General features: G+C 36.9%; 21 protein-coding genes. 8 read left to right on the top strand and 13 right to left on the bottom strand.

The window, feature by feature from the left end:
- Positions 1 to 130 precede the first annotated feature (130 nt).
- The 5 genes from J2T03_RS18440 to J2T03_RS18420 all read right to left on the bottom strand — a co-directional run bounded on the left by J2T03_RS18440 (position 131) and on the right by J2T03_RS18420 (position 6,092).
- Positions 131 to 514, bottom strand: coding sequence for a helix-turn-helix transcriptional regulator (locus J2T03_RS18440; protein ID WP_306845026.1), 384 nt, complete (start codon positions 512 to 514; stop codon positions 131 to 133).
- 267 nt (positions 515 to 781) lie between these two features.
- Positions 782 to 2,674 (bottom strand): molecular chaperone HtpG, encoded by a 1,893-nt coding sequence (gene htpG / locus J2T03_RS18435; protein ID WP_307220795.1) that lies wholly within the window; start codon positions 2,672 to 2,674, stop codon positions 782 to 784.
- Positions 2,675 to 2,839: 165 nt separating this feature from the next.
- Positions 2,840 to 3,847, bottom strand: coding sequence for a recombinase RecA (gene recA / locus J2T03_RS18430; protein ID WP_306845023.1), 1,008 nt, complete (start codon positions 3,845 to 3,847; stop codon positions 2,840 to 2,842).
- Between the two features lie 203 nt (positions 3,848 to 4,050).
- Complete coding sequence (locus J2T03_RS18425; protein ID WP_306845021.1) at positions 4,051 to 5,244, bottom strand: oxygenase MpaB family protein; 1,194 nt, start codon at positions 5,242 to 5,244, stop codon at positions 4,051 to 4,053.
- Positions 5,245 to 5,318: 74 nt separating this feature from the next.
- On the bottom strand, positions 5,319 to 6,092 hold the full coding sequence (locus J2T03_RS18420; RefSeq protein ID WP_306845019.1) for a response regulator transcription factor: 774 nt from the start codon (positions 6,090 to 6,092) through the stop codon (positions 5,319 to 5,321).
- A gap of 392 nt (positions 6,093 to 6,484) precedes the next feature.
- Here J2T03_RS18420 and J2T03_RS18415 point away from each other — a divergent pair, with 392 nt between their 5' ends.
- Entirely contained in the window at positions 6,485 to 7,327 is an 843-nt protein-coding gene (locus J2T03_RS18415) for a hypothetical protein (RefSeq protein WP_307220793.1), read from the top strand.
- Positions 7,328 to 7,349: 22 nt separating this feature from the next.
- Positions 7,350 to 7,583 carry a hypothetical protein gene (locus J2T03_RS18410; protein ID WP_307220791.1) on the top strand — a complete coding sequence of 78 codons (234 nt, stop codon included), beginning with the start codon at positions 7,350 to 7,352 and terminating at the stop codon, positions 7,581 to 7,583.
- Between the two features lie 70 nt (positions 7,584 to 7,653).
- Here J2T03_RS18410 and gap read toward each other — a convergent pair whose 3' ends face one another.
- From gap to J2T03_RS18390, 4 genes are all read right to left on the bottom strand, one after another.
- A complete protein-coding gene (gap, locus tag J2T03_RS18405; protein WP_111955181.1) occupies positions 7,654 to 8,661 on the bottom strand; it encodes a type I glyceraldehyde-3-phosphate dehydrogenase in 1,008 nt (335 codons plus the stop codon).
- A 29-nt stretch (positions 8,662 to 8,690) separates the two neighbouring features.
- A complete protein-coding gene (gene pfkA, locus J2T03_RS18400; protein WP_306845012.1) occupies positions 8,691 to 9,677 on the bottom strand; it encodes a 6-phosphofructokinase in 987 nt (328 codons plus the stop codon).
- A gap of 331 nt (positions 9,678 to 10,008) precedes the next feature.
- The gene (locus tag J2T03_RS18395; RefSeq protein WP_307220789.1) at positions 10,009 to 10,767 is read right to left on the bottom strand and encodes a TIGR03915 family putative DNA repair protein; all 759 of its coding nucleotides are present in this window, start codon (positions 10,765 to 10,767) and stop codon (positions 10,009 to 10,011) included.
- Between the two features lie 90 nt (positions 10,768 to 10,857).
- The gene (locus J2T03_RS18390; RefSeq protein WP_307220787.1) at positions 10,858 to 12,117 is read right to left on the bottom strand and encodes a putative DNA modification/repair radical SAM protein; all 1,260 of its coding nucleotides are present in this window, start codon (positions 12,115 to 12,117) and stop codon (positions 10,858 to 10,860) included.
- Between the two features lie 141 nt (positions 12,118 to 12,258).
- Here J2T03_RS18390 and J2T03_RS18385 point away from each other — a divergent pair, with 141 nt between their 5' ends.
- From J2T03_RS18385 to sucC, 5 genes are all read left to right on the top strand, one after another.
- Positions 12,259 to 13,587, top strand: coding sequence for a hydroxymethylglutaryl-CoA reductase, degradative (locus J2T03_RS18385; RefSeq protein WP_306845009.1), 1,329 nt, complete (start codon positions 12,259 to 12,261; stop codon positions 13,585 to 13,587).
- Between the two features lie 166 nt (positions 13,588 to 13,753).
- Positions 13,754 to 14,824, top strand: coding sequence for a hypothetical protein (locus tag J2T03_RS18380; protein WP_307220786.1), 1,071 nt, complete (start codon positions 13,754 to 13,756; stop codon positions 14,822 to 14,824).
- A gap of 1 nt (position 14,825) precedes the next feature.
- Positions 14,826 to 15,212, top strand: a complete 387-nt coding sequence (locus J2T03_RS18375; RefSeq protein WP_306845007.1) for a DUF423 domain-containing protein — start codon at positions 14,826 to 14,828, stop codon at positions 15,210 to 15,212.
- Between the two features lie 2 nt (positions 15,213 to 15,214).
- Positions 15,215 to 16,492 carry a chloride channel protein gene (locus J2T03_RS18370; RefSeq protein WP_307220784.1) on the top strand — a complete coding sequence of 426 codons (1,278 nt, stop codon included), beginning with the start codon at positions 15,215 to 15,217 and terminating at the stop codon, positions 16,490 to 16,492.
- A 130-nt stretch (positions 16,493 to 16,622) separates the two neighbouring features.
- Positions 16,623 to 17,813: an ADP-forming succinate--CoA ligase subunit beta gene (gene sucC / locus J2T03_RS18365; protein WP_111955165.1), complete on the top strand. Its 1,191-nt coding sequence runs from the start codon at positions 16,623 to 16,625 to the stop codon at positions 17,811 to 17,813.
- Between the two features lie 92 nt (positions 17,814 to 17,905).
- Here the strand turns inward: sucC and J2T03_RS18360 are convergent, their stop codons facing one another.
- Positions 17,906 to 18,253, bottom strand: a complete 348-nt coding sequence (locus J2T03_RS18360) for a hypothetical protein (RefSeq protein ID WP_307220782.1) — start codon at positions 18,251 to 18,253, stop codon at positions 17,906 to 17,908.
- Positions 18,254 to 18,600: 347 nt separating this feature from the next.
- Complete coding sequence (locus J2T03_RS18355; RefSeq protein ID WP_307220780.1) at positions 18,601 to 19,485, bottom strand: mechanosensitive ion channel family protein; 885 nt, start codon at positions 19,483 to 19,485, stop codon at positions 18,601 to 18,603.
- A gap of 93 nt (positions 19,486 to 19,578) precedes the next feature.
- Between J2T03_RS18355 and J2T03_RS18350 the strand changes: the two genes are divergently transcribed.
- On the top strand, positions 19,579 to 20,214 hold the full coding sequence (locus tag J2T03_RS18350; RefSeq protein WP_307220778.1) for a peroxiredoxin: 636 nt from the start codon (positions 19,579 to 19,581) through the stop codon (positions 20,212 to 20,214).
- Between the two features lie 99 nt (positions 20,215 to 20,313).
- On the opposite strand, the gene J2T03_RS18345 is transcribed toward J2T03_RS18350, so the two are convergent.
- Both J2T03_RS18345 and J2T03_RS18340 read right to left on the bottom strand, forming a co-directional pair.
- Positions 20,314 to 20,904 (bottom strand): hypothetical protein, encoded by a 591-nt coding sequence (locus tag J2T03_RS18345; RefSeq protein WP_306844998.1) that lies wholly within the window; start codon positions 20,902 to 20,904, stop codon positions 20,314 to 20,316.
- A gap of 160 nt (positions 20,905 to 21,064) precedes the next feature.
- Positions 21,065 to 21,580 carry a hypothetical protein gene (locus J2T03_RS18340; protein ID WP_307220776.1) on the bottom strand — a complete coding sequence of 172 codons (516 nt, stop codon included), beginning with the start codon at positions 21,578 to 21,580 and terminating at the stop codon, positions 21,065 to 21,067.
- Positions 21,581 to 21,585 lie beyond the last annotated feature (5 nt).

Here is a 21,585-nt window from a genome sequence, read left to right as displayed (position 1 = left end):
CGGGGTTTTGCTTGCAAAAAGATGGGAGAATTAAAAGGTATTCACAATAAAAAATCCTTTGATACTATTGAGTATTAAAGGATTTTAAAATTTATACAGAAAAAACGGGCTGATCTCTAAAACTACAACCTTATTTTCTTCCTTTTGGTGTTCTTAATTCTTCTTTTAATTTCTCATTTTCCTCTTTCAGCAGGGCAATATAATCCTGTAGGTTCTGAATAATAGATGCTGAAATATTATGAAACTGAGTGATCACTCCTGATGATGAAGAGGATTGATCATTGTACACAGGATGGTTATTATTGATCACAACTTTAGCTTCTTCATCCTCATAAATATCTTCTACCGAAACATCTAAAAAACGGGCAATCTTCTCCCATTCATCCCTTACGATCTTTACATCACCACTTTCCTTTCTGCTGTAGTTGGATACATCAGTCGCGATAATATCAGCTATCTGCTGCTGAGTATAGCCTTTTTGTTTTCTGATAACGCGTAATTTTTCTTTTTGCATATCCTACATTTTATACAAAAATGGAAAAAAAGCACAATGTGTACAATAAAAAAGAGAAAAAATATGCAGTGAACGGCAGAATTTAATCAAAAACGCTGGAAAAGTTTAGAATATCAAGCTAGTCTATAGTTTTTGCTTGAATCATTAAGGCTATTATTAAAAATTTTATTGCAGGTACATTTTTGCTGTTAACCCAATCTCTAGACTTAAAAAGCATAAAGCTGTTCCCTATAAGAGAACAGCCTTATTCAATTCTGTACTATTTTGTTATTTTTCCAGCTGTTTATAACTTCTTTGGATAAAATCTGTCAGGTCTTTTCCTTTCAGTAGATTCTGTGAAAGCTTTGCCAGGTCAAGAGCATATTTAATCAGCGTTTCCTTTTCTTCAGAATTTTCTGTCTTTAAGATTTGGTTTGAAAGTTCGCTGTTCGAGTTTACTACCAGATTATACATCTCTGGGAAACCTCCCATTCCGAACATACCGCCACCGCCGGTTGCCTGCATTTCCTTCATTCTTCTCATGAATTCTGGCTGTGTGATCGTAAACGGAGCATCATTGCTGTCAAGATCTTCAAGCTGTACCGTGAATTTGGCATCTTTTACAGCTTCTTCCACGTCTTTCTTTAAAGACTCCTTTTCAGTTTCATTTAATTTAGAAATAGCTGGTTCGTCTTTTTTGATAAGGTTGTTGATGTGGTCTGCATCCACTCTTGCAAATGAGATTTTCTCTTTTGAAGTTTCCAGTTTTTGGATTACGTGGGAAATCACAGGTGAGTCTAATAGCAGGACGTCATAGCCTTTATTGTTAGCTGCCTGAATATAGCTGTGCTGTTCATCTGCATTGGTTGCATAAAGGATTACTGTATTACCGTTTTTATCCGTATGTGCAGGCTGGATCTTTTCAATTAATTCATTCCACAGGAAATATTTTCCGTCTGTGGTAGGGTACAGTGTGAATTTATCTGCCTTTTCTGCAAATTTATCTTCCGTGATAATTCCGTACTCGATCACTATCTTGATGTCGTTCCATTTTTGCTCATAATCTTCACGGTTTTCGTTGATCAGAGAAGACATTTTATCGGCAACCTTCTTAGTAATGTAAGAAGAAATCTTCTTCACTGCACCATCTGCTTGAAGGTAAGAACGGGAAACATTCAATGGAATATCCGGAGAATCAATTACCCCTCTTAAAAGCATAAGGAAATCCGGAACGATGCCTTTTACTTCATCCGTTACAAATACCTGGTTCTGATACAATTGGATTTTATCCTTGTCAATATTTAAATTGTTGCTCAGTTTCGGGAAGAATAAGACACCAGTAAGGTTAAAAGGATAATCAACATTCAGGTGAATATTGAATAACGGTTCCTCGAATTGCATAGGATACAGTTCATGGTAGAACTTCATGTAGTCCTCATTCGTCAGCTCATTTGGCGCAATTGTCCATGCAGGAGTAGGATTATTGATGATATTGTCCACTTCTTCAGTTTCTGCAACAGCATCTTCCGGAGCATCCTCAGGTAAAGGAAGGGTATGCGTTCTTGTCCCGAATTTAATTGGAACAGGCATGAATTTATTGTATTTTGACAACAATTCACGGATTTTAGTTTCCTCTAAAAATTCTGTAGAATCTTCTGCAATGTGGAGAATAATTTCCGTTCCCCTGTCAGTTTTGTCAGCGGTTTCCTCAAGAGTGAATTCCGGGCTTCCGTCACAGATCCATCTTACAGCAGAACCTTCTTTATAAGATTTTGTAAGAATTTCTACTTTTTCGGCTACCATAAATGCAGAATAGAAACCAAGGCCGAAATGTCCGATGATTCCTGCATCTTTTGCAGTATCTTTATATTTCTCAAGAAATTCTTCGGCACCGGAAAAGGCAACTTGGTTGATGTATTTTTCAACCTCTTCAGTAGTCATACCAATTCCCTGATCGATAATACGTAAAGTTTTCTGTTCTTTGTCGATTTTAACTTCAATCTTCGGATTTCCGTACTCAATCTTTGCTTCTCCGATGCTCGTCAGGTGCTTTAATTTCAAAGTAGCATCCGTTGCATTGGAGATCAGTTCTCTCAGGAATATTTCGTGGTCACTGTAAAGAAATTTTTTAATAAGCGGGAAAATATTTTCCACAGATACATTAATATTTCCTTTAGTCATAATAATTTTTGTTTTTTAATTTTCTATACTATACAGGTCTCAAAAAAAATACCATGAAGAAGAATGTGACAGAATGTCAGATGATAAATGTGATTAAAGGATTTTAAATTATAGCAAAAAAAAGACAGCCCAAAAGCTGTCTTAATTTATAGATTGAAAAAAAGATTATTTCACCTTATTTTTCAATTCTTCTTTAATTTTATTTTCTAATTCCTCAGCAAGTTCGGGATTGTCTTTTAATACATCTTTCACAGCATCACGACCTTGTCCTAGCTTAGTTTCCTCATAACTGAACCAGGAGCCGCTCTTCTTTACAATTCCCTGTTCTACAGCCTGATCAAGGATTTCCCCTGTTTTAGAGACTCCTTCACCATACATAATGTCAAATTCAGCCTGTTTGAAAGGTGGAGCTACTTTGTTTTTCACAATTTTCACTTTTACACGGCTTCCTACTGCCTCATCTCCATTTTTAATAGGGGCACTGGCTTTTCTGATATCCACTCTTACAGAAGCGTAGAATTTCAACGCATTACCACCGGTTGTAGTTTCAGGGTTTCCAAACATTACACCGATTTTTTCTCTCAACTGGTTGATGAAAATTACTGTGCATTTTGTTCTTGAAATAGTTGCAGTAAGCTTTCTTAATGCTTGAGACATTAATCTTGCGTGAAGACCCATTTTGGAATCTCCCATTTCACCTTCAATTTCCGCTTTTGGAGTAAGAGCTGCTACCGAGTCAATAACTACAATATCAATTGCTCCTGAACGGATCAGGTTGTCTGCAATTTCTAATGCCTGCTCTCCGTTGTCCGGCTGAGAAATAATAAGGTTTTCCAGATCAATTCCCAGTTTCCCTGCATAACCTCTGTCGAAAGCGTGTTCTGCATCAATAAATGCTGCAATACCTCCTGCTTTTTGAGCTTCAGCAATGGCATGAAGAGTTAATGTGGTTTTACCTGAAGATTCAGGTCCGTATATTTCAATAATTCTTCCTCTAGGATAACCACCTACGCCTAAAGCAATGTCCAGTCCCAAAGATCCGGAAGGAATTACTTCTATTGTATTGTCTACGGAGTCATCTCCCAATGTCATTACAGTTCCTTTTCCGTATGTTTTATCTAGCTTATCAAGCACCAGGGCCAGTGCTTTTTTCTTATCTTCTATGTTGCTCATCTCTATTAAAATAATTTCTCAAAAGTACATAATTTAAACATCAAATACTAATATTATTTGGGATGAAAATCTGTTTTTAGAGTTAAAAAATAATAAAATATTGAGACTGATATCATTCATTACGAACGGGATGCAGTATTTGAGATTCAAAACACACAAAAATATATTTTGTACTTTTTATAGAAGAACTCCTTAGGGCTTTTCTAGTGAAAATTTGAATTCTTAGTGATTTTAAGATAGTCTTCCAGTACTTTCATCTGGCCTTTGTTTCCTTTTTTTATTCTTGCATGCCGGCTTAACAGCTTATCATAAATTTTGTTGATGATGATCTTTGTTTTTGGAAACAGCTTCCGGTTGGAAACCTCGGGAATCTGCAGCCTTTTACATACTTCCTCATCCAGAAGAAACCAGGTACAGCAGATGTGAAGATACCTCAGGTTTTCCCGTTGAAATTTGAATTTTAAAATAGGATTTTCGATCGATTCATTCAGTAAAGAATGAGCCAGCAGAATAGAATCTTTATCTGATGGAGGCTGTACGGACGTCCACAGGTAGAAATATTCCGTTGCCTGCTTTTTACTGTCGGGAAGGAGGTTCTCGGGGACTCCCAACAGATATCCGACATATTTCCAGAGATGGAAAATTCCTTTCTCTTCTTCCTCGGAAAAAGTATTTCCTAATTTTTGGAGACTATGAAGAAAAACGAGGCTAAACCCAATATAAGTAGCCATCATATCCCATGAATTAATCGGTTCGCCCCAGTTTTCAGTATCCCATTGCCTGTAATGTTTTTTGATGGAAAGTCTGGCGTAAGAATGGATAAGACGGGTTTTTATAGCAAATTCGTAGCCTTTTGCATGAAGTTCCAATGCATCGTAGCGTGTAACGTTTACCCAAAAATCCAATGTTTCTGAAAGACGCTTTACAGCACCCTTTTTAAGCGCTTCTGTAGCGGTAAGAGGCTTGTTGAGGTAAGCATAGTCATAACCACCCATCAGGCAGTAATCCCTTAATGAGATCAGGGAATCCAGGTTGCTTCGCATGCAGAGTTCTGCGCCGCTTTTCAATAGACTGTAATCAAGCCACTCAGGAACCTGTTGGGTTTGGGTGAAGAGCTTTTTTACGCTTTCAGGAACATCTGTTTCAAAGATGCCATTTCGTATATATCCTTCAATTTCTCTTGATGCTTCATGAAATTTTTTAGTAAAATAAACATCCCGGACAACTTCATCACCGACTGTATCCACATGATAAAAATAGTGTGAAAATTTGTCAAAATCCTTAAAGTTCACTTCAGCTCCTGAAAAATCAATAAGCTGTTTCCCATTGCCTTTTTCCCAAAAATTTTTGAAATGAGGAGATTCTTTAAAGCGAGGTTGTATAATCGGTGTGTCCATTTTGGATAAAAATACAAGTTTTGCACCGAAATTCAATGGTGAGATTTGTCAGTCTTTATTAAACATTGAAAGTATTAGATAAGCCCTCTTTCAAAAGCCTTTTTTATAAGTTCTTTGCTGTTTCTGGAATCTGTTTTCCGTAAAATATTTTTTCTGTGGGTACGAACTGTATGTTCAGACAAGATCAGTGCCTGGGCTATTTCCGGTGCGGAATATCCTTTGGTGATAAGACCCAGAATTTCCATTTCTCTTTTCGTTAAATGTTCAGAGAAATTTTCCGGTTTCGAAAACGAGTCCAGTTTTACCTGGTGAAAGTCATTTCGGGGACCTATCCCGGAAACCAGAACGGTATAAGGATTTTCTTTTGTGATATGATGAATGTTGGTGTGGATGTTTATTGCCTGCACGGGAATTCCCGTTTCATCCTCCATGGTGATAATGGACTGGTGATGGAACAGTTCATAATTTCCTTCTGCTGTTTTCATTCTGAAGCAATAGCTGCCCTTAATGTAAAGCTGATGTTCCAGACCAATTTCTGTTATTTTGTTAATAAGGATCTGCTCAGCTTTCATCACAAATTCTATATCATCAGGATGGGTAAGATCAATAACTTCTTTTAAATTTTCCGGATATGATGAAAGACCATGAAGTTTCAGAATGTTTTCATGATGGTGTGAAAGTGTACTGTTGGTAAGATTCAGAGCGTAATAATAAAACTCTCCTATAGCAAACATTTCACCAATGATGCGTTCTATGGGTGGCTTATCCAGGATTTTCCTGTCTCTCCTGACGCCGGGGTATGTGTTCCAGACTTCAATGAGAGGATGTTTTTTTTCTGAGTTCTCCATGAATAAATTAGTTTTAGCTAAAATAACTAAAATACTTACAAAATACCACAAAAGGGGGATTTTTTTACACTGATAAAATGCTAAACTTTGTACTAGCTAATAACCATGGCGACTCAATTTCTTTTGTTCCGTTTTGTTTTATGGTTTAAGTCTCAGACCACTGAATTTTTACGCACGGTTTATTCGAAGTTAATTAATGAATGTTATATAAACAGTTTACTCTTTTCTTTTTAGTTGTTTGAAAATGATAAACTATGAGCCTCTCGTTGCTGGAGAGGCTTTTTCTTTTGGAATATATTCTCTCAAACATTGCTTTTGATATGCCAAAATCACCCGAATGGGTAATTTACTTGTGTTCATGGATTTCCAAACTTTGTAGAAAACTAATAGCCATGAAAACACATTTATTATTAAAGATTCTTGCTTTTGTAATTTTTATACCCTCAATCTTTTTTTCACAAATAAAAGTTGAAGTAGAAAAGGAAACTGCAGAGAACGGGAAGAAAAGAATCAATGGAAAGATTACTATTGATCTGTCTGTTAAAATTGACAGCATAGAAATACCTGTAGAGAAAGGAAATTATAAACTATATATACCATCTTCGCAGCTGAAAAGCTTAGTGATAAGAAAAAAAGCGATTAAATATGAACCATTTAAAATGGAGCAGGAAAAAAAAGACAGCACAAAAAACGGTTTTACTGAAAGTGAGGTTGCGGAATTGGTTTTTAGAAACAATACTCAGTATATTCTGTACATTGGCGTAACAGGCGAAAATAAGATAAGAAAATATGTTCTGAAAAGTGAATCTGACTGGAAATGGACAACTTCCTTCGGGGCGAATGCTGTTTTTCTCACCAGCCGTTCAAGATTTACATCCGTAGATAATATAGTAGCACAAAACAGAGATGGAAAAATGATGGATCTGATGCCTAGTATTATGTTTACATTTATGAATAATCAGCAAAACTTTTCTCCAGGATTTACTGGTGGTTTAGGATTTAATTTTGAAGAACTGTCTGTTTTTGCCGGTGGTGCTTTGGGGATTGGGCAAAATATTATTTTGACGGCCGGTGTTGCTGTGCATAAGCAGAACCGTCCTAATACAGATTATACAGTGGGGCAGGCAATTGACAGCTCAGTAACATCGGATAATCTGAATAAAATGCAATACAGAGTGAATCCTTTTGTAGGAATCTCTTTTAGATTTGATAAAAATCCATTTGTAGTAAAGTAATAATTTGATAAAAACTGTAAAAATGAAAACGATGATCAGAACAGGATTGCTTATTTCCATCATGTCTTTTTACTCTTGTGCAAAAGAAGATTGTGTATCTTGTATTGCAGAATCTAAAGCCGGAAAAATAGTTGAGACCCGTATGGCATGTGATGAAAACTCTGAATACCTTGTGGGCTTTGTGAACGGATTCAAACAAAAGCATCAGGAAATGAGTGGCGACTCAGTCGTTGTCTATTGTGCCTATAGTCAATAAATTGATTAATTATAAAATAAAAACCTTCCGAGAGGAAGGTTTTTATTATTTATTGCTGATTGCTCATTACTTATGATAAAGAAGCAGCGTGTACAAGCATATCTACCAATTTGTTAGAATAACCCATTTCGTTGTCATACCAAGAAACAAGCTTTACAAAGTTTGGAGAAAGCATGATACCGGCATCTTTGTCGAAGATAGAAGTTCTCTTATCTCCTACGAAGTCCTGAGAAACTACTGCATCTTCAGTGTATCCTAAGATTCCTTTCAACTCACCTTCGGAAGCAGCTTTGATTACTGAGCAGATTTCTTCATAAGAAGCAGCCTTTTCAATTCTCACTGTTAAATCTACTACAGAAACGTCAACAGTTGGTACTCTGAAAGACATACCTGTTAATTTTCCGTTTAATGAAGGGATTACTTTTCCTACCGCTTTAGCAGCACCTGTAGAAGAAGGAATAATGTTGTTTAGAGCAGCTCTACCACCTCTCCAGTCTTTCATTGAAGGACCGTCAACCGTTTTCTGAGTTGCTGTTGTAGCGTGTACAGTAGTCATAAGACCTTCAACGATTCCGAAGTTATCGTGGATTACTTTAGCTAAAGGAGCTAAACAGTTAGTTGTACAAGAAGCATTAGATAAAATTTTGATATCGTCAGTAAGTTCTTTGTGGTTCACACCCATTACGAACATCGGAGTGTCATCTTTAGATGGAGCAGAAAGGATTACTTTTTTAGCACCGGCATTGATGTGAGCCTGAGCAGAATCTTTGGATAAGAAAAGACCTGTAGATTCTACGATATAGTCAGCGCCTATTTCATTCCATTTTAGGTTGTTAGGGTCTTTCTCAGCAGTTACTCTGATTCTTTTTCCGTTTACCACAAGATCATTTCCTTCTACAGAAACTTCTCCAGGGAAAATACCGTGTACAGAATCGTATTTTAACATGTAAGCCATGTATTCTGCGTTGATTAGGTCATTGATTCCTACTACTTCAATGTTATCTCTTTCAGTCATTGCTCTGAAAACAAGACGTCCAATTCTACCAAAACCGTTGATACCTACTTTGATTGTTGACATAATAGTTTGTTTTAGATTATAAAAAATAATTAGATTGCTAAAATTTCAGAAATCAGTAAAAGATCTTTATTGATTTCGTTATGTTTTTTAATGGCTTCTTCGATCGGTGTGTAAACCATATCGTTGGAACGCATACCGGCCATTACATTAGTTTTTCCTTCCATGAGTCCCACTACGGCACCATAGCCCAGCCTGCTTGCCAGAACCCGGTCTGCACAGCTTGGAGAACCACCTCTCTGGATATGTCCCAGGATCGTTACACGGATATCATAATCAGGGAATTCTTCTTTGGTTTGATTGGCAAGATCATAGATGCTTCCCAGCTTTTCACCTTCAGCCACTACAACGATGCTTGATGCTTTTCCTGTTTTTTCAGCTTTTCTGAAATTGGCGAAAAGATCTTCCATGCTGTCTTTTTTCTCAGGAATCAGGATGTCCAGAGCACCAGTTGCCAGCCCGCTGTTTAACGCAATGAAACCGGCGTCACGACCCATTACCTCTACAAAGAAAACCCTGTTGTGTGAAGTGGCGGTATCACGAACCTTGTCAATAGCTTCCATAGCTGTATTTAAAGCCGTATCATAGCCTATTGTGTTATCCGTTCCGAAAATATCATTATCGATGGTTCCCGGTACACCGATTACTCTGATCCCGAACTCCTCATTGAAGATCTTTGCTCCTGTAAAAGTACCGTCACCTCCGATGCATACCAAGGCATCCACACCATGTTTCACACAGTTGTCGTAAGCTTTCTGACGTCCTTCCGGAGTTCTGAATTCTGCAGATCTGGCAGATTTTAGAATTGTTCCGCCCTGGTTGATTATATTTTTTACAGAACGGGGGCCCATTTTCAGGAAATCATCGTGGATGAGACCGTTATAGCCTTCCCTTACTCCGTAGCATTCGATATTATAATAGTTTGCAGTTCTAACAACTGCTCTTAATGCTGCATTCATACCCGGAGAATCGCCTCCTGAAGTAAGAACTGCAATTTTTTTTACAGCACTCTCTTTCATCTAGTAAAAAATTTCGAACACAAATTTACAAAAACAAGTTCAGATAATGGCAGTAAGTTCATAAGAGTTTTGAATATATATAATTAAAAGCTCCTAAAATTTGTAGAGCTAAAAAAATACTTTGCTGTTTTTGTTTCTGAAACATTTATATCCAGACTGTACAAAGGCGAAATATTTTTATCGAAAAGATTGGGAAGAATATGAATAGATGTATCGGAGGAAATACTTCGCTTAATAAAAATAACTTTTACACCATTTGTACAAGCGTTTGCATTCGATCAGATATGCCATCAGTTCAATCTGTGGAACATGGTTGTATTACATAATTACATCACCGCTTTTCCGTAAGATACTTCCAATATCTTTTCGGAACATGCTGAACGTGCAGTTTCAAATTCTTTCTTTCCACAATGTTGGTCTTTGTAAAATACCTTTGCCACAACATCTGATAATTGTTTTCATCATCATGAAACTTCTGCTGGTATTGCTTCAGATCCAGTTTCTTATCCGGATAAAAGAAATCGCAGTTTTCCAGATCATATAAAATTCCATAATTCCTTCTCAAATCATAAATCATCCACTTTTGGTCCTGATAGCGATCTTTAAAATGTTTGCGAATAAGAGGAAGAACATCAAAATCAGGATCTATTTTTGCAAAGAAAACACCATCCTTCATTTTTTCAAACCGGACAAAAGCAGTCATCCTGTGTCGTTCCCGGCTTACAGATTTACAGATTTTTGAAATTTTCAAAATATCATTGTCTGCAAAATTCTGCAGGATATTTTCATCAGGATGTTTTATAGATTGTTTTACAGCGGATAAAATAAGATGTTCCGATTCCGGATCCTCTGATAAATAAACTTTTAGTAACTCATGGATTCCTGATTGTCCAATATTTTGTTCCAGCTTATTTAAAACCCGTTCAGCTTTATCATTTTGAGTGATCACCTCATGAATTTCAGCAAAAATATTTTCCTGATGAAATCTCTCTTTATTCACAATTTCCACCTCTTTATAACGATATTCAAAAACTTCAAATATTGCTGTGAAAAGTCCGTCGAAACTGGCATCATAAAGTAGAGTTGTCATACTAATTTCAAAATTTGAAAATGGATTAATTGAAAATGAATGATGTTCAGATGTTGTATTTTTGTCTTATACACAAATCTTTTAATCAATTTAAAATAAACTCAGCTGTTGCGAAAATTGACTGTGAAACTTGGAAGAGCTTCCACCCACAAGCAGTTTCCTCAAATTTTTATCTGTTAAATATTTTAGATAAACATTTCCAGCATTAAAATCAATAAAATATTTTGCCCGGTTGACAGCAGCGCCGAGTTTTTTCAGATGATCCATACTTAAAATCTGAAAACGCCTTGCACTTACAATTTTCTGCGCAGTTTTCACGCCAATTCCCGGAATCCTTAAAATCATCTGATAATCCGCAGTCTGCAGATTAACAGGAAATTGATGCAGATGTCTCAAAGCCCAGCTCAATTTAGGATCCACTTCAAGATCTAAAAACGGCATGCCTGGATCCAGAATTTCATCAGCTTTAAAACCATAAAACCTCATCAGCCAGTCAGACTGGTATAGCCTGTTTTCACGGAGCATCGGGACTTCCGTTGTGAGGGAAGGAAGCCTTTTGTCCTCCAAAACAGGGACATAACCAGAATAATACACTCTTTTAAGGTTAAAATTCTTATAAAAATGATCGGCAACTTTGATGATTTGCAAATCATTCTCATTGGTTGCTCCCACAATCATTTGAGTAGATTGTCCTGCTGGAGCAAATTTCGGAACTTTTCTGAAAATTTTCTTTTCATCCTTATATTGCTCAATCCCATTTTGGATATATTTCATAGGATTAAGCATGTCCTGGCGGTTTTTTTCAGGGGCTAATAATTTCAGTCCGCTTTCTGTAGGAATTTCAAGATTGATAGATAATCTGTCTGCATAAAGAGCTGCTTCCTGCATCAGCTCATCACTTGCTCCCGGAATGGATTTTAAATGAATATAGCCGTTGAAATTCTCCTCTACACGTAGTTTTTTTGCTACCCTTACCAGACGTTCCATTGTCACATCTGCATTTTTGAAAATACCGGAACTGAGAAATAACCCTTCAATATAATTTCTGCGGTAAAAATTAATCGTCAGATCCACAACTTCTTCTACTGTAAATCCTGCTCTTTTAATATCATTGGAACTTCTGGATACACAGTAAGCACAATCATAAATACAATGATTGGTCAATAGAATTTTGAGTAGGGAAACACATCGTCCGTCTTCTGTGTAGGTATGACAGATACCGCTTACGGAACTGTCTCCTAAGGCGCCTTTTTTATTCTTTCGCGTTCCTCCGCTGGATGAGCAGGAAACGTCATATTTCGCTGCATCAGCAAGGATTTCAAGCTTTTCTTTCAGGCGTTCAAAATTCATTTTCAGGAGAATGTTATAATTTGTATCTAAATTCTGTTCAAAAGTAGTTCCAAAATTGATAAATACCAATCTTTTTCAATAGAAGTTATCAACACCAAAGACTTTCAAAATTACTATCTTTACACCTATTAAATTTATGCTATGAATCATAAACCGGTAGAAGGTTTCTCTAAACTTACAAAGCAAGGGAAAATCGATTGGCTTGTCAGCGAATACCTTGAAGGAAACGAAGAATATCAAAATATACTAAAACAATACTGGAACGAAAATGCTGATCTTCAGAAACTCCATGAAGAATTTTCAGAAAATACGATCTCCAATTTCTATATGCCGTACGGAATTGCCCCGAATTTCTTAATTGACGGGAAATTATTCGCCCTTCCAATGGCCGTTGAGGAAAGTTCAGTAGTAGCAGCCGCTTCAAAAGCCGCTAAATTCTGGATTGATAAAGGAGGTTTTAAAACCACCATCATCAACAACGAAAAATTAGGACACACCCATTTCATATTCAATGTAGAGCCTCATAAACTTTTACATTTCTTTAATTTTAAGCTAAAGAAAAGACTGTTTGAAGCTACAGAAGATATTACTGCCAATATGAGAAAACGCGGCGGTGGAATTCTGGATATCAAATTAATAGACAAAACCTCCGAAATGCCGGATTATTACCAGCTTAAAGCAAGCTTTGATACGGTAGACTCCATGGGCGCGAATTTTATCAATTCATGCCTTGAGCAGTTTGGGAAAACCATGAAGCAAGAGATCGCAACGAGTGAAGATTTCACGCAGGAAGAGAAAAATTCGCTTCAAATCGTGATGAATATTCTTTCCAACTTTACACCAGACTGTCTGGTAAGAGCTGAGGTTTCATGTAAAATTGAAGACTTAAAGGATGATAGCGGGATTTCCAATGAAGAATTCGCAAGAAAATTCAAACAGGCCGTTACCATCGCTGAAATTGAACCGTTCCGTGCGACGACCCACAACAAAGGCGTGATGAATGGAGTAGATGCTGTAGTAATTGCTACAGGAAATGATTTCAGAGCTACAGAAGCCTGTGCTCATGCCTATGCAGCAAGAGACGGACAATACAGATCACTGACACACTGTACAACGGACAACGGAATTTTCAGATTCTGGATCGATCTTCCGATTTCCGTAGGTGTAGTAGGAGGGCTTACCAATCTTCATCCATTGGTCAAATTCTCATTGGCATTGCTTGGAAAACCTTCCGCACAGGAATTGATGAGCATTCTGGCTGTTTCCGGTCTTGCCCAAAACTTCGGAGCGCTTCGTTCCCTTGTAACCACAGGTATCCAGAAAGGACACATGAAAATGCACCTACTGAATATTTTAAACCAAATGGGAGCCACGGAAGAGGAAAAGCAGCATTTTGTGAACTATTTTAAAGATAAAACGGTAAGCCATCATGAAGTTATTCATGAGTTTAACAGATTAAGAGCTCAATAATGCTGCAGATCATCTTACCTATTATATTTATCATCTTCGGAATCTTTTTAAAGAAGACGACATCGCCGGGCTTTAGGAATTCTAAAAAGTTTTCCAATGTCTTTATCATATTGGGAATCTCAACGTTGGTAGCGAAATTTATTTTAATCTATATAAAATCGAAATAGTGAAACGGAATCTTCTATTCTTCCTTTTGATTTCAGGTTTAAGTTTTTCACAACAGAAAAATGTGAAGATCAATAATCTGCAGCCTATCTCTGAAAGCCATGTTTTTCCGTTAGTTTCTTACAGTGAAAAACCTTCTGTAGAGAATAAAATTAATACTTTTTTGCAGGTAAGTGAATTGGAATATGTCCCGAATTCCGGCGGTAACCCTTTTAAACTGGCTTCCACAGCTACTAATTCTTATGCAAATTATGTGGATTATTACAGCTGGGAAAAATTAGAAACCCCTGAGAATATTTTGAGTATTGAGATGAGTGGAGAAGCTTCGGGGGCTTATCCTGAAAGCTTTTTAATCTGGAAGAATTTTGACCTGAGGACAGGGAATTTTATTAATGCAAAGGATCTTTTTCAGCCATATGCTGTTAAAACAATTGAAAAATTAATTCAGAAAAATGTCAAGAAAAAGGTTGATGATTTTCTTATTAAGTTAAAATCAGAGAAAAATACTTCTGAAGAGATGCCGGATCAGATTGCTATATATGAAGAATGTTTTATGGAATATGGCTTAGATGATATCGGGTATTATTTTGGAAAAGATAAGCTGAGATTTATTGCACCAAGATGTTCCAATCATGCAACGAGAGCTTTGGATGAGCTGGGTAGTCATATGGTAGAGTTTACGTACAAAGACCTGGAAGAATATTGGAGCCCTTATGCGAAAAACTTAATATCCGGCTCTAAGCAAGCAGATAAGACCAGTTTCATGAATAAGCTGTACAAAGGAAAAATTGATGGAAAATATCCCATTACGGTTTTTATCAAAACGGTATATGGTGACGGTAGCTTTTCTGCGGTGTATTGGTATGATAAAAATAAAAAACTGATCGAGTGGAACGGTAAGATGAAAGGGAACCATGTTTCCATCACGGAAAGTGAATATTATAGTGAGGAAGCCAGACAATGGATGCTGAGAGGGTTTGTAGAAGCAGATCTGCAAGGCAATAAAATTGTGGGAACCTGGCAGGATTACAAAACAAAAAAATATTTAAATCTAGAATTAGAAGAATTATAAAATGAAAACAATTACTTTAATTTTCGGTGCTGCATATGGAATGCTGTCTGTTATTCTGGGCGCCTTCGGAGCACACGCCTTAAAAAAAATACTGTCTGTGGAAAGACTTGAAAGCTTTGAGACAGGAGTGAGATATCAGATGTATGCTGCCTTCTTTTTGCTGATCATCGGATATATTTTAAAATTTGAAACATCATCTGAAAAATGGACTTCCATTCTGATGATTGTGGGAACAGTATTATTTTCTTTCAGTATTTATTTTCTTAGTTTACAGGATTACCTTGGGGTAAACCTTAAATTTTTAGGACCTATTACTCCGCTGGGAGGGCTTTTTATGATTCTGAGCTGGGGAATGCTTATTCTTTACTTTGCTAAAAACAGAATCTAAGAATGAAAATCAATCGGAGAAGACGGTTAATAAAAACATTCAATCTTCTTGATCAGCCTATAAGATTCAACCCATTTGTATTCAGCCGGACTTTTTTCATGTGGGCTTTTACAGGTGTTGTGGGAGGAACCATTGCAGGAGGGTACTGGATCGTGCTGGAACATTTTACAGAATTTTTAGCTGAATTCCAGGGCTGGATGGTTATTCCTATCATGGCTGTTTGTGGTCTGCTGGCGGGACTTGTGATCCATTTCATCGGAGATCCCGGGGAAATCCATCTGATCGTTAATAATATCAGGTTTAACAAAGGAAAATTAGAGCCAAAGAACAATCCTTCCATGATCCTTTCGTCCCTGTTTTGTGTAGCATCAGGCGGAAGCTTGGGCCCTGAAGCACCTTTGGTTCAGGTAACAGGATCAACCGGAACCTGGCTTGGAACAATTTTCAGGCTGAAAGGCGAAGAGCTGCGTTCTTTGAGCATTGCAGGGATGGCTTCGGGTTTTACTGCTTTGTTTGGAGCACCGCTTGGAGGAAGTCTTTTTTCTCTTGAAATTCTGCACCACAAACATGCGGTAGAATATTATAGGGCTATTATTCCTGCTTTGGTTGCTAGCTGTTTCAGCTATGTTATGTTTGCTCTGATCATTCATTTGGGAATAGGCGCGACATGGGATCTAAAGGCGTATCATTATTCAGGTGTATATGATTTTATCTATGCCTTTTTGTTTGGAGTAGTGGCTACCATTTTCGGATGGATTTTTATTTTTGTGGTGAAATTCTTCAAAAAGGTTTTTGAGTACCGATCATTTCCGATTTATATAAAAACCCTGGTTGGCGGAATTATTTTAGGAGTTATTGCTTACAATTTTCCGATTACGAGATACTTTGGCCATCATGAGATCAACGAGCTGATCAACGGAAATTTCGCCCTGAACTTTTTAATTATCACCCTCATTTTTAAAATCATAGCCATTGCGGTTACCGTGACTTCAGGATGGAGAGGTGGTTTCATTATCCCGCTGTTTTTTGTAGGGACCACTTTAGGACTGATTATTCACCAGCTGTTTCCTTCAGTTGATACTACTTTAGCCATTGTGAGCTGTATGGCAGCTATTAATGCCTGTGTAACAAGAACACCAATGAGTACCACGATTATTCTGGGAACCTTAACCGGCTTTACCTATTTCGTTCCGATACTTTTTGCCAGCCTGACAGGTTATTTCCTGGCTCCAAAGATACCGTTCATCGGTTCACAGTCTGAGAAATTGTCCGAAGAATAGAGCAAATTTCGTAAACATGTTAAAAATCAAGTTCACTGCGCTTTAATTTTTAAGTCAATAAACTTGAACTTCCATGTCTTTTTAGTAAATTTGTCAACCTTTAAATTTTAAAATAAAATAATAAAATAATATGAATCTTCACGAGTATCAATCAAAAGAGATTTTATCAAAGTATGGAGTAGCTATCCAACGCGGTTTCGTAGCGAATAATGTAGACGAAGCTGTAGCAGCTGCAGAAAAGCTTACTGCTGAAACCGGAGCTCAGGCTTGGGTAGTAAAAGCACAGATTCACGCAGGTGGACGTGGTAAAGGTGGTGGTGTTAAGTTCTCTCCAAACATGGATAAGCTTAAAGAAAATGCACAGAACATCATCGGAATGCAGTTGGTAACTCCACAAACTTCTGCTGAAGGTAAAAAAGTACACTCTGTTTTGGTTGCAGAAGATGTTTATTATCCTGGAGAATCTGAAACTAAAGAATTTTATGTTTCTATTCTTTTAGACAGAGCTGAAGGGAAAAATACTATCGTATATTCTACTGAAGGAGGGATGGATATTGAGCATGTTGCAGAAGTAACCCCTCATTTGATCCACAAAGAAATCATTGATCCTGCTTTAGGTCTTCAAGGATTCCAGGCTAGAAAAATTGCTTTCAACCTAGGTCTTGAAGGAAATGCTTTCAAAGAATTCACAAAATTCATTGCATCTCTTTACAATGCTTACACTGGAATTGATGCTTCTCTTTTCGAGATCAACCCTGTATTGAAAACTTCTGATAACAAAATTATCGCTGTAGATGCTAAAGTAACTTTGGATGACAACTCATTGTTCCGTCACAAAGACTTAGCTGAACTTAGAGATACAAGAGAAGAAGATCCAATGGACGTTGAAGCGGGTGAAGCTGGTCTTAACTTCGTGAAACTTGATGGTAACGTTGCTTGTATGGTAAACGGAGCCGGTCTTGCAATGGCAACTATGGACATCATCAAATTATCTGGTGGTAATCCTGCTAACTTCCTTGACGTAGGAGGTACTGCTGATGCTCAGAGAGTTCAGACTGCTTTCGGAATCATCTTGAGAGATCCAAACGTAAAAGCAATCCTGATCAATATCTTCGGAGGTATTGTAAGATGTGACAGAGTGGCTCAGGGTGTTGTAGATGCTTACAGAGCTATGGGAAGCCTTCCTGTTCCATTGATCGTAAGATTACAGGGAACTAATGCTGTAGAAGCTAAAAAATTAATTGATGATTCAGGTCTTCCTGTACATTCTGCAATTACTTTAGAAGAAGCTGCAAACAAAGTAAAAGAAGTTTTAGCATAATCTAAAATTCTCAGATAAATAGAAAACCGTTCCATTTTTGGAGCGGTTTTTTTGTTATTATTTTGAAGGTGGCCTGTTGAAATAATATGATTTTATTTATTGAATTCCTCTAGATGGTAAAGATCCAGAACATTGGGTGCAACTTTTAAATCCGGCCTGAAAATCAATATTCCTTTTACAAAATTTTTGAGCAACAAATTACCATTTGTAATCACTGTATCAATATCTAAATTCACAGCCTTCCGCATCGCTTTTTTTAATGCAGGTTCAAAGAAATAGATACATAAACTAGGAGCAGATTCATCATACTCCGTCAATAATACATCATATTTGCCAGTTTCCGGGTTTGGATGAAGTTCAGCATAGGGGATGGAAGATAAAATGTCCTGATTGCAATAATGATGAAGTCCTTTTTCATCAACAATAATATGAGTGGTCATACTTTTTTTGTTTTTCTGAAAGAGCACCCAGATACAAAAACATAGGATTGCAATAAAAAGGGCAATTAAAACACTCTTTATTTCTATAGAGATTTCTTTTGCATTAAATACCAATATAGCCATTATTATGACGTATAATGGGGTCATAATTAAAAACGATCTGCCAATCATCTTGATCAATAAAGTAAGCCTTTTTGAAGTTTTTGATTCAATAGGGTGGAATGAATTGGATTGTGATGGCATTATTTTGTTGATTAAGATCTTTACATAAAAGTATGAAATTATATGATAACAATTTGGATCTAAAACCTTAGCCTAATTAAACCGGTGAATCAATATGAAAACATTTATTTATCCTGATTTTCATTTAAATTATTCTCACCGCTGGTAATACTGATGCTTGTAGGAGTTACCAGTTGAATTTGATCTGCATCCAGACGTTCCTTGATGCTGAGATAGGCTTCACTTTTTACCTGAACCATATTGGCGCCTACTTTCATCCAGAATTTAGCCTGGAGGTTGAAATTACCCTGTTTCAAATCGGTAAAGATCACTTCTGAAGTATCCAGTCTGTCTACACCATCCAGGTTTTTAATGACATCCAGCATGCCTTTCTGGGCTTTGCTGATGTCTTCATCCGCAGGAATCTCAAAATTTAAAATAATTCTGCGCTGTGGCGAAGCTGTGATATTGTAAAAAGGAGCATTGAAGATCACCTGGTTTGGGATGTAAGCTTTTCTACCGTCGTCAGTAATGATTTTTGTCGTTAAAAAACCGATTTCCTGAACTGTTCCGGAATGGGCTCCGATCGTAATATAATCTCCTATTTTAAATGCTTTGTCAATCCCGATCAGCATTCCCGAAAAAATACTGGACACCAGATCCTTTAAAGCGACCCCGGCAATTACTCCGGCCACCCCTAAACTTCCGATAAACTTCCACAGGAAACCGCTGAAACCCATGATTTCAAGGGCAATGAAAGTCCCCATCAGCATGATCAGGAATCTGAATATGCTTATTAAAGTAACCAAAGAACTCTCTTTTTGGCTCTTTGGGAAAAATTTGTGAAATAATTTTACAGCCCCTAAGCTTAAGTATTTACTGGTAACAAGAAAAAACGAAAATACTAAAATTCCGACGATAAGTTTCGGTGTAAGCTCGGCAAACCTCATATACCAGCTTTCCAAAACCCTGTAAATAACATCTAAGTAGCTGTATCCATTGTTCTGCATGAAAAAAATTTATTAAATATAAATAAATTTCAACAAAAATTTTGCCAGTATCAAAAAGTCTACTAAATTTGTAGACTAACAAAGCGGAATATTATGTCAATCAAACTCGGAGATACAGCACCGGACTTTCAGGCAGAGACGTCTTTAGGTGATATTAAATTTCATGAATTTTTAGGGGATTCCTGGGGAATTTTATTCTCACATCCTGCAGATTATACGCCGGTATGCACTACAGAGCTGGGCTATACATCAAAACTGAAATCGGAATTTGATAAAAGAGGAACAAAAGTTATCGCCTTAAGTGTAGATGGGGTAGAAGACCATCAAAGCTGGATTAAAGATATTAATGAAACTCAGAATACAGATGTACAGTTTCCCATTATTGCTGATAAGGACCGGAAAATTTCGGAACTCTATGATTTTATTCATCCGAATGCTTCAGCTACGGCTACCGTACGGTCTTTATTGATCATTGATCCCGATAAAAAAGTGAGGCTGATCATTACTTATCCGGCTTCTACAGGAAGGAATTTTAATGAGATCCTAAGAGTGCTGGATTCTCTTCAGCTGGTTGATTCACACAAAGTAGCTACTCCTGTTAACTGGGAAAATGGCGACGATGTTATTGTACCGCCTGCTATTTCAACAGATGATGCCAGAAAGATATTCCCAAAAGGAGTGACAGAAATAAAGCCGTATCTGAGATATACGCCTCAACCTAATACATGATTTATTTGATTTTTTATAGTTTAGTTTTAATTTGTACGAAAATCGCCCCGAAATAATTTCGGGGCGATTTCATTTTTTATTCAAGTGAATATAAAGTGATTATTTCAAATCATTAGCTACTTCTTTAGCCTTTGAAGTAGGTAAATAAATACTGAATCCTACGTTGAACGTAATATTAGAATTTAAGCCTTCGCTACCAAATCCAGTTTGCCCCTGATATTTAACCAAGCCTTCTAAACCAATGTTTGGAGTAATGAAGTAAGAGTAACCTGGGCCTACACCAAAGTCAAGACCTGTTGTAGAATTACCGTTTTCAACAGATGATCCTCCGATCCCTACATTACCTTCAAAGAACCAACGTCCGTGATTTAGTAAATTATCCACTCCTTTTTCACCCGGAGAAAGATAATAACGACCCAATCCACCTACTGCATAATCAAATCTTGTTGGGCTACCATTGGTAACTTTGCTAATTCCTAAATTAACATATCCACCCACTGCAACATTATCATCTATAAAATAAGCACCTTTAGGCTGAATAGCAATGCTGTATCCACCACCAGTATTTAAACCAAAATTACTTGATAAAAGGCTACTTCCTACCAGCCAGTTACCTTTTTGAATTTGAGCATTAGCTGTTGCAGTCAAACCTGTTGCTGCCAATATTCCTGCGAAGATTAGTTTTTTCATAATTTATTATTTTAATAATTAAATGTTACCATTTGTAGAATAAATAAAAAACAAGAAATGTGCCAAGCTTCTTAATTTTAGATAAAAACTCAGAATAAATGTTAATTTGAAGGTAATCGAAATGTGAATTATTTGGTCATTTTTTTGATGATTTTATAATTTAAATGCACAGAAGAATTACCGAAATGATAAGGCCTGCAATGGTGAATTTTATTCCGCGTTTGAAAGCTTTTGTTTTAGGGTTGAACATCCAGAAGCTGGAGATCACAAAGAAAAATAAAGAGATCCCGAAAAACGTATTCAGGGGTGATAGGGTATCTTTTGACTGGGATTTATGAAGTTTAACCATCTTGTCCAGTACAAATGGAAGCTCCTTTTTAGAGTATTTTGCCTTTCCGGTAGTGGTATCATAAGTCCCCTGCTTAAAATAGAGAACAGTACCTTCATTTTTTTCTACTTCAAGACCTTTGATCTTCAGTTCTTTTCCAAGTTCTTTCTCTGTAAGATTGACAGCGACAGTTTTATCATATTTTTTTTCTTTTTTAAGGAAATCGGTGTCCCTGTAAACAAGTAAAATACCGCTCACCGCATATACAGCCATTATGCCTGCAAGAAAATACCCCAGATAGCGGTGGGTAATCCTCATAAAACTTCTTGTGTCCTTAATCTTATCCATATCGT

The sequence above is a fragment of the Chryseobacterium lathyri genome (assembly GCF_030812195.1).
Classification (GTDB): Bacteria; Bacteroidota; Bacteroidia; order Flavobacteriales; family Weeksellaceae; genus Chryseobacterium; species Chryseobacterium lathyri_A.
This window is presented reverse-complemented; position numbering and strand designations above follow the sequence as displayed.

Excerpts from the sequence above, each read along its gene's own strand:
- J2T03_RS18440 (WP_306845026.1), bottom strand. The coding sequence starts at position 514 with ATGCAAAAAGAAAAATTACGCGTTATCAGAAAACAAAAAGGCTATACT.
- htpG (WP_307220795.1), bottom strand. The coding sequence starts at position 2,674 with ATGACTAAAGGAAATATTAATGTATCTGTGGAAAATATTTTCCCGCTT.
- recA (WP_306845023.1), bottom strand. The coding sequence starts at position 3,847 with ATGAGCAACATAGAAGATAAGAAAAAAGCACTGGCCCTGGTGCTTGAT.
- J2T03_RS18425 (WP_306845021.1), bottom strand. The coding sequence starts at position 5,244 with ATGGACACACCGATTATACAACCTCGCTTTAAAGAATCTCCTCATTTC.
- J2T03_RS18420 (WP_306845019.1), bottom strand. The coding sequence starts at position 6,092 with ATGGAGAACTCAGAAAAAAAACATCCTCTCATTGAAGTCTGGAACACA.
- J2T03_RS18415 (WP_307220793.1), top strand. The coding sequence starts at position 6,485 with ATGAAAACACATTTATTATTAAAGATTCTTGCTTTTGTAATTTTTATA.
- J2T03_RS18410 (WP_307220791.1), top strand. The coding sequence starts at position 7,350 with ATGAAAACGATGATCAGAACAGGATTGCTTATTTCCATCATGTCTTTT.
- gap (WP_111955181.1), bottom strand. The coding sequence starts at position 8,661 with ATGTCAACAATCAAAGTAGGTATCAACGGTTTTGGTAGAATTGGACGT.
- pfkA (WP_306845012.1), bottom strand. The coding sequence starts at position 9,677 with ATGAAAGAGAGTGCTGTAAAAAAAATTGCAGTTCTTACTTCAGGAGGC.
- J2T03_RS18395 (WP_307220789.1), bottom strand. The coding sequence starts at position 10,767 with ATGACAACTCTACTTTATGATGCCAGTTTCGACGGACTTTTCACAGCA.
- J2T03_RS18390 (WP_307220787.1), bottom strand. The coding sequence starts at position 12,117 with ATGAATTTTGAACGCCTGAAAGAAAAGCTTGAAATCCTTGCTGATGCA.
- J2T03_RS18385 (WP_306845009.1), top strand. The coding sequence starts at position 12,259 with ATGAATCATAAACCGGTAGAAGGTTTCTCTAAACTTACAAAGCAAGGG.
- J2T03_RS18375 (WP_306845007.1), top strand. The coding sequence starts at position 14,826 with ATGAAAACAATTACTTTAATTTTCGGTGCTGCATATGGAATGCTGTCT.
- J2T03_RS18370 (WP_307220784.1), top strand. The coding sequence starts at position 15,215 with ATGAAAATCAATCGGAGAAGACGGTTAATAAAAACATTCAATCTTCTT.
- sucC (WP_111955165.1), top strand. The coding sequence starts at position 16,623 with ATGAATCTTCACGAGTATCAATCAAAAGAGATTTTATCAAAGTATGGA.
- J2T03_RS18360 (WP_307220782.1), bottom strand. The coding sequence starts at position 18,253 with ATGACCACTCATATTATTGTTGATGAAAAAGGACTTCATCATTATTGC.
- J2T03_RS18355 (WP_307220780.1), bottom strand. The coding sequence starts at position 19,485 with ATGCAGAACAATGGATACAGCTACTTAGATGTTATTTACAGGGTTTTG.
- J2T03_RS18350 (WP_307220778.1), top strand. The coding sequence starts at position 19,579 with ATGTCAATCAAACTCGGAGATACAGCACCGGACTTTCAGGCAGAGACG.
- J2T03_RS18345 (WP_306844998.1), bottom strand. The coding sequence starts at position 20,904 with ATGAAAAAACTAATCTTCGCAGGAATATTGGCAGCAACAGGTTTGACT.
- J2T03_RS18340 (WP_307220776.1), bottom strand. The coding sequence starts at position 21,580 with ATGGATAAGATTAAGGACACAAGAAGTTTTATGAGGATTACCCACCGC.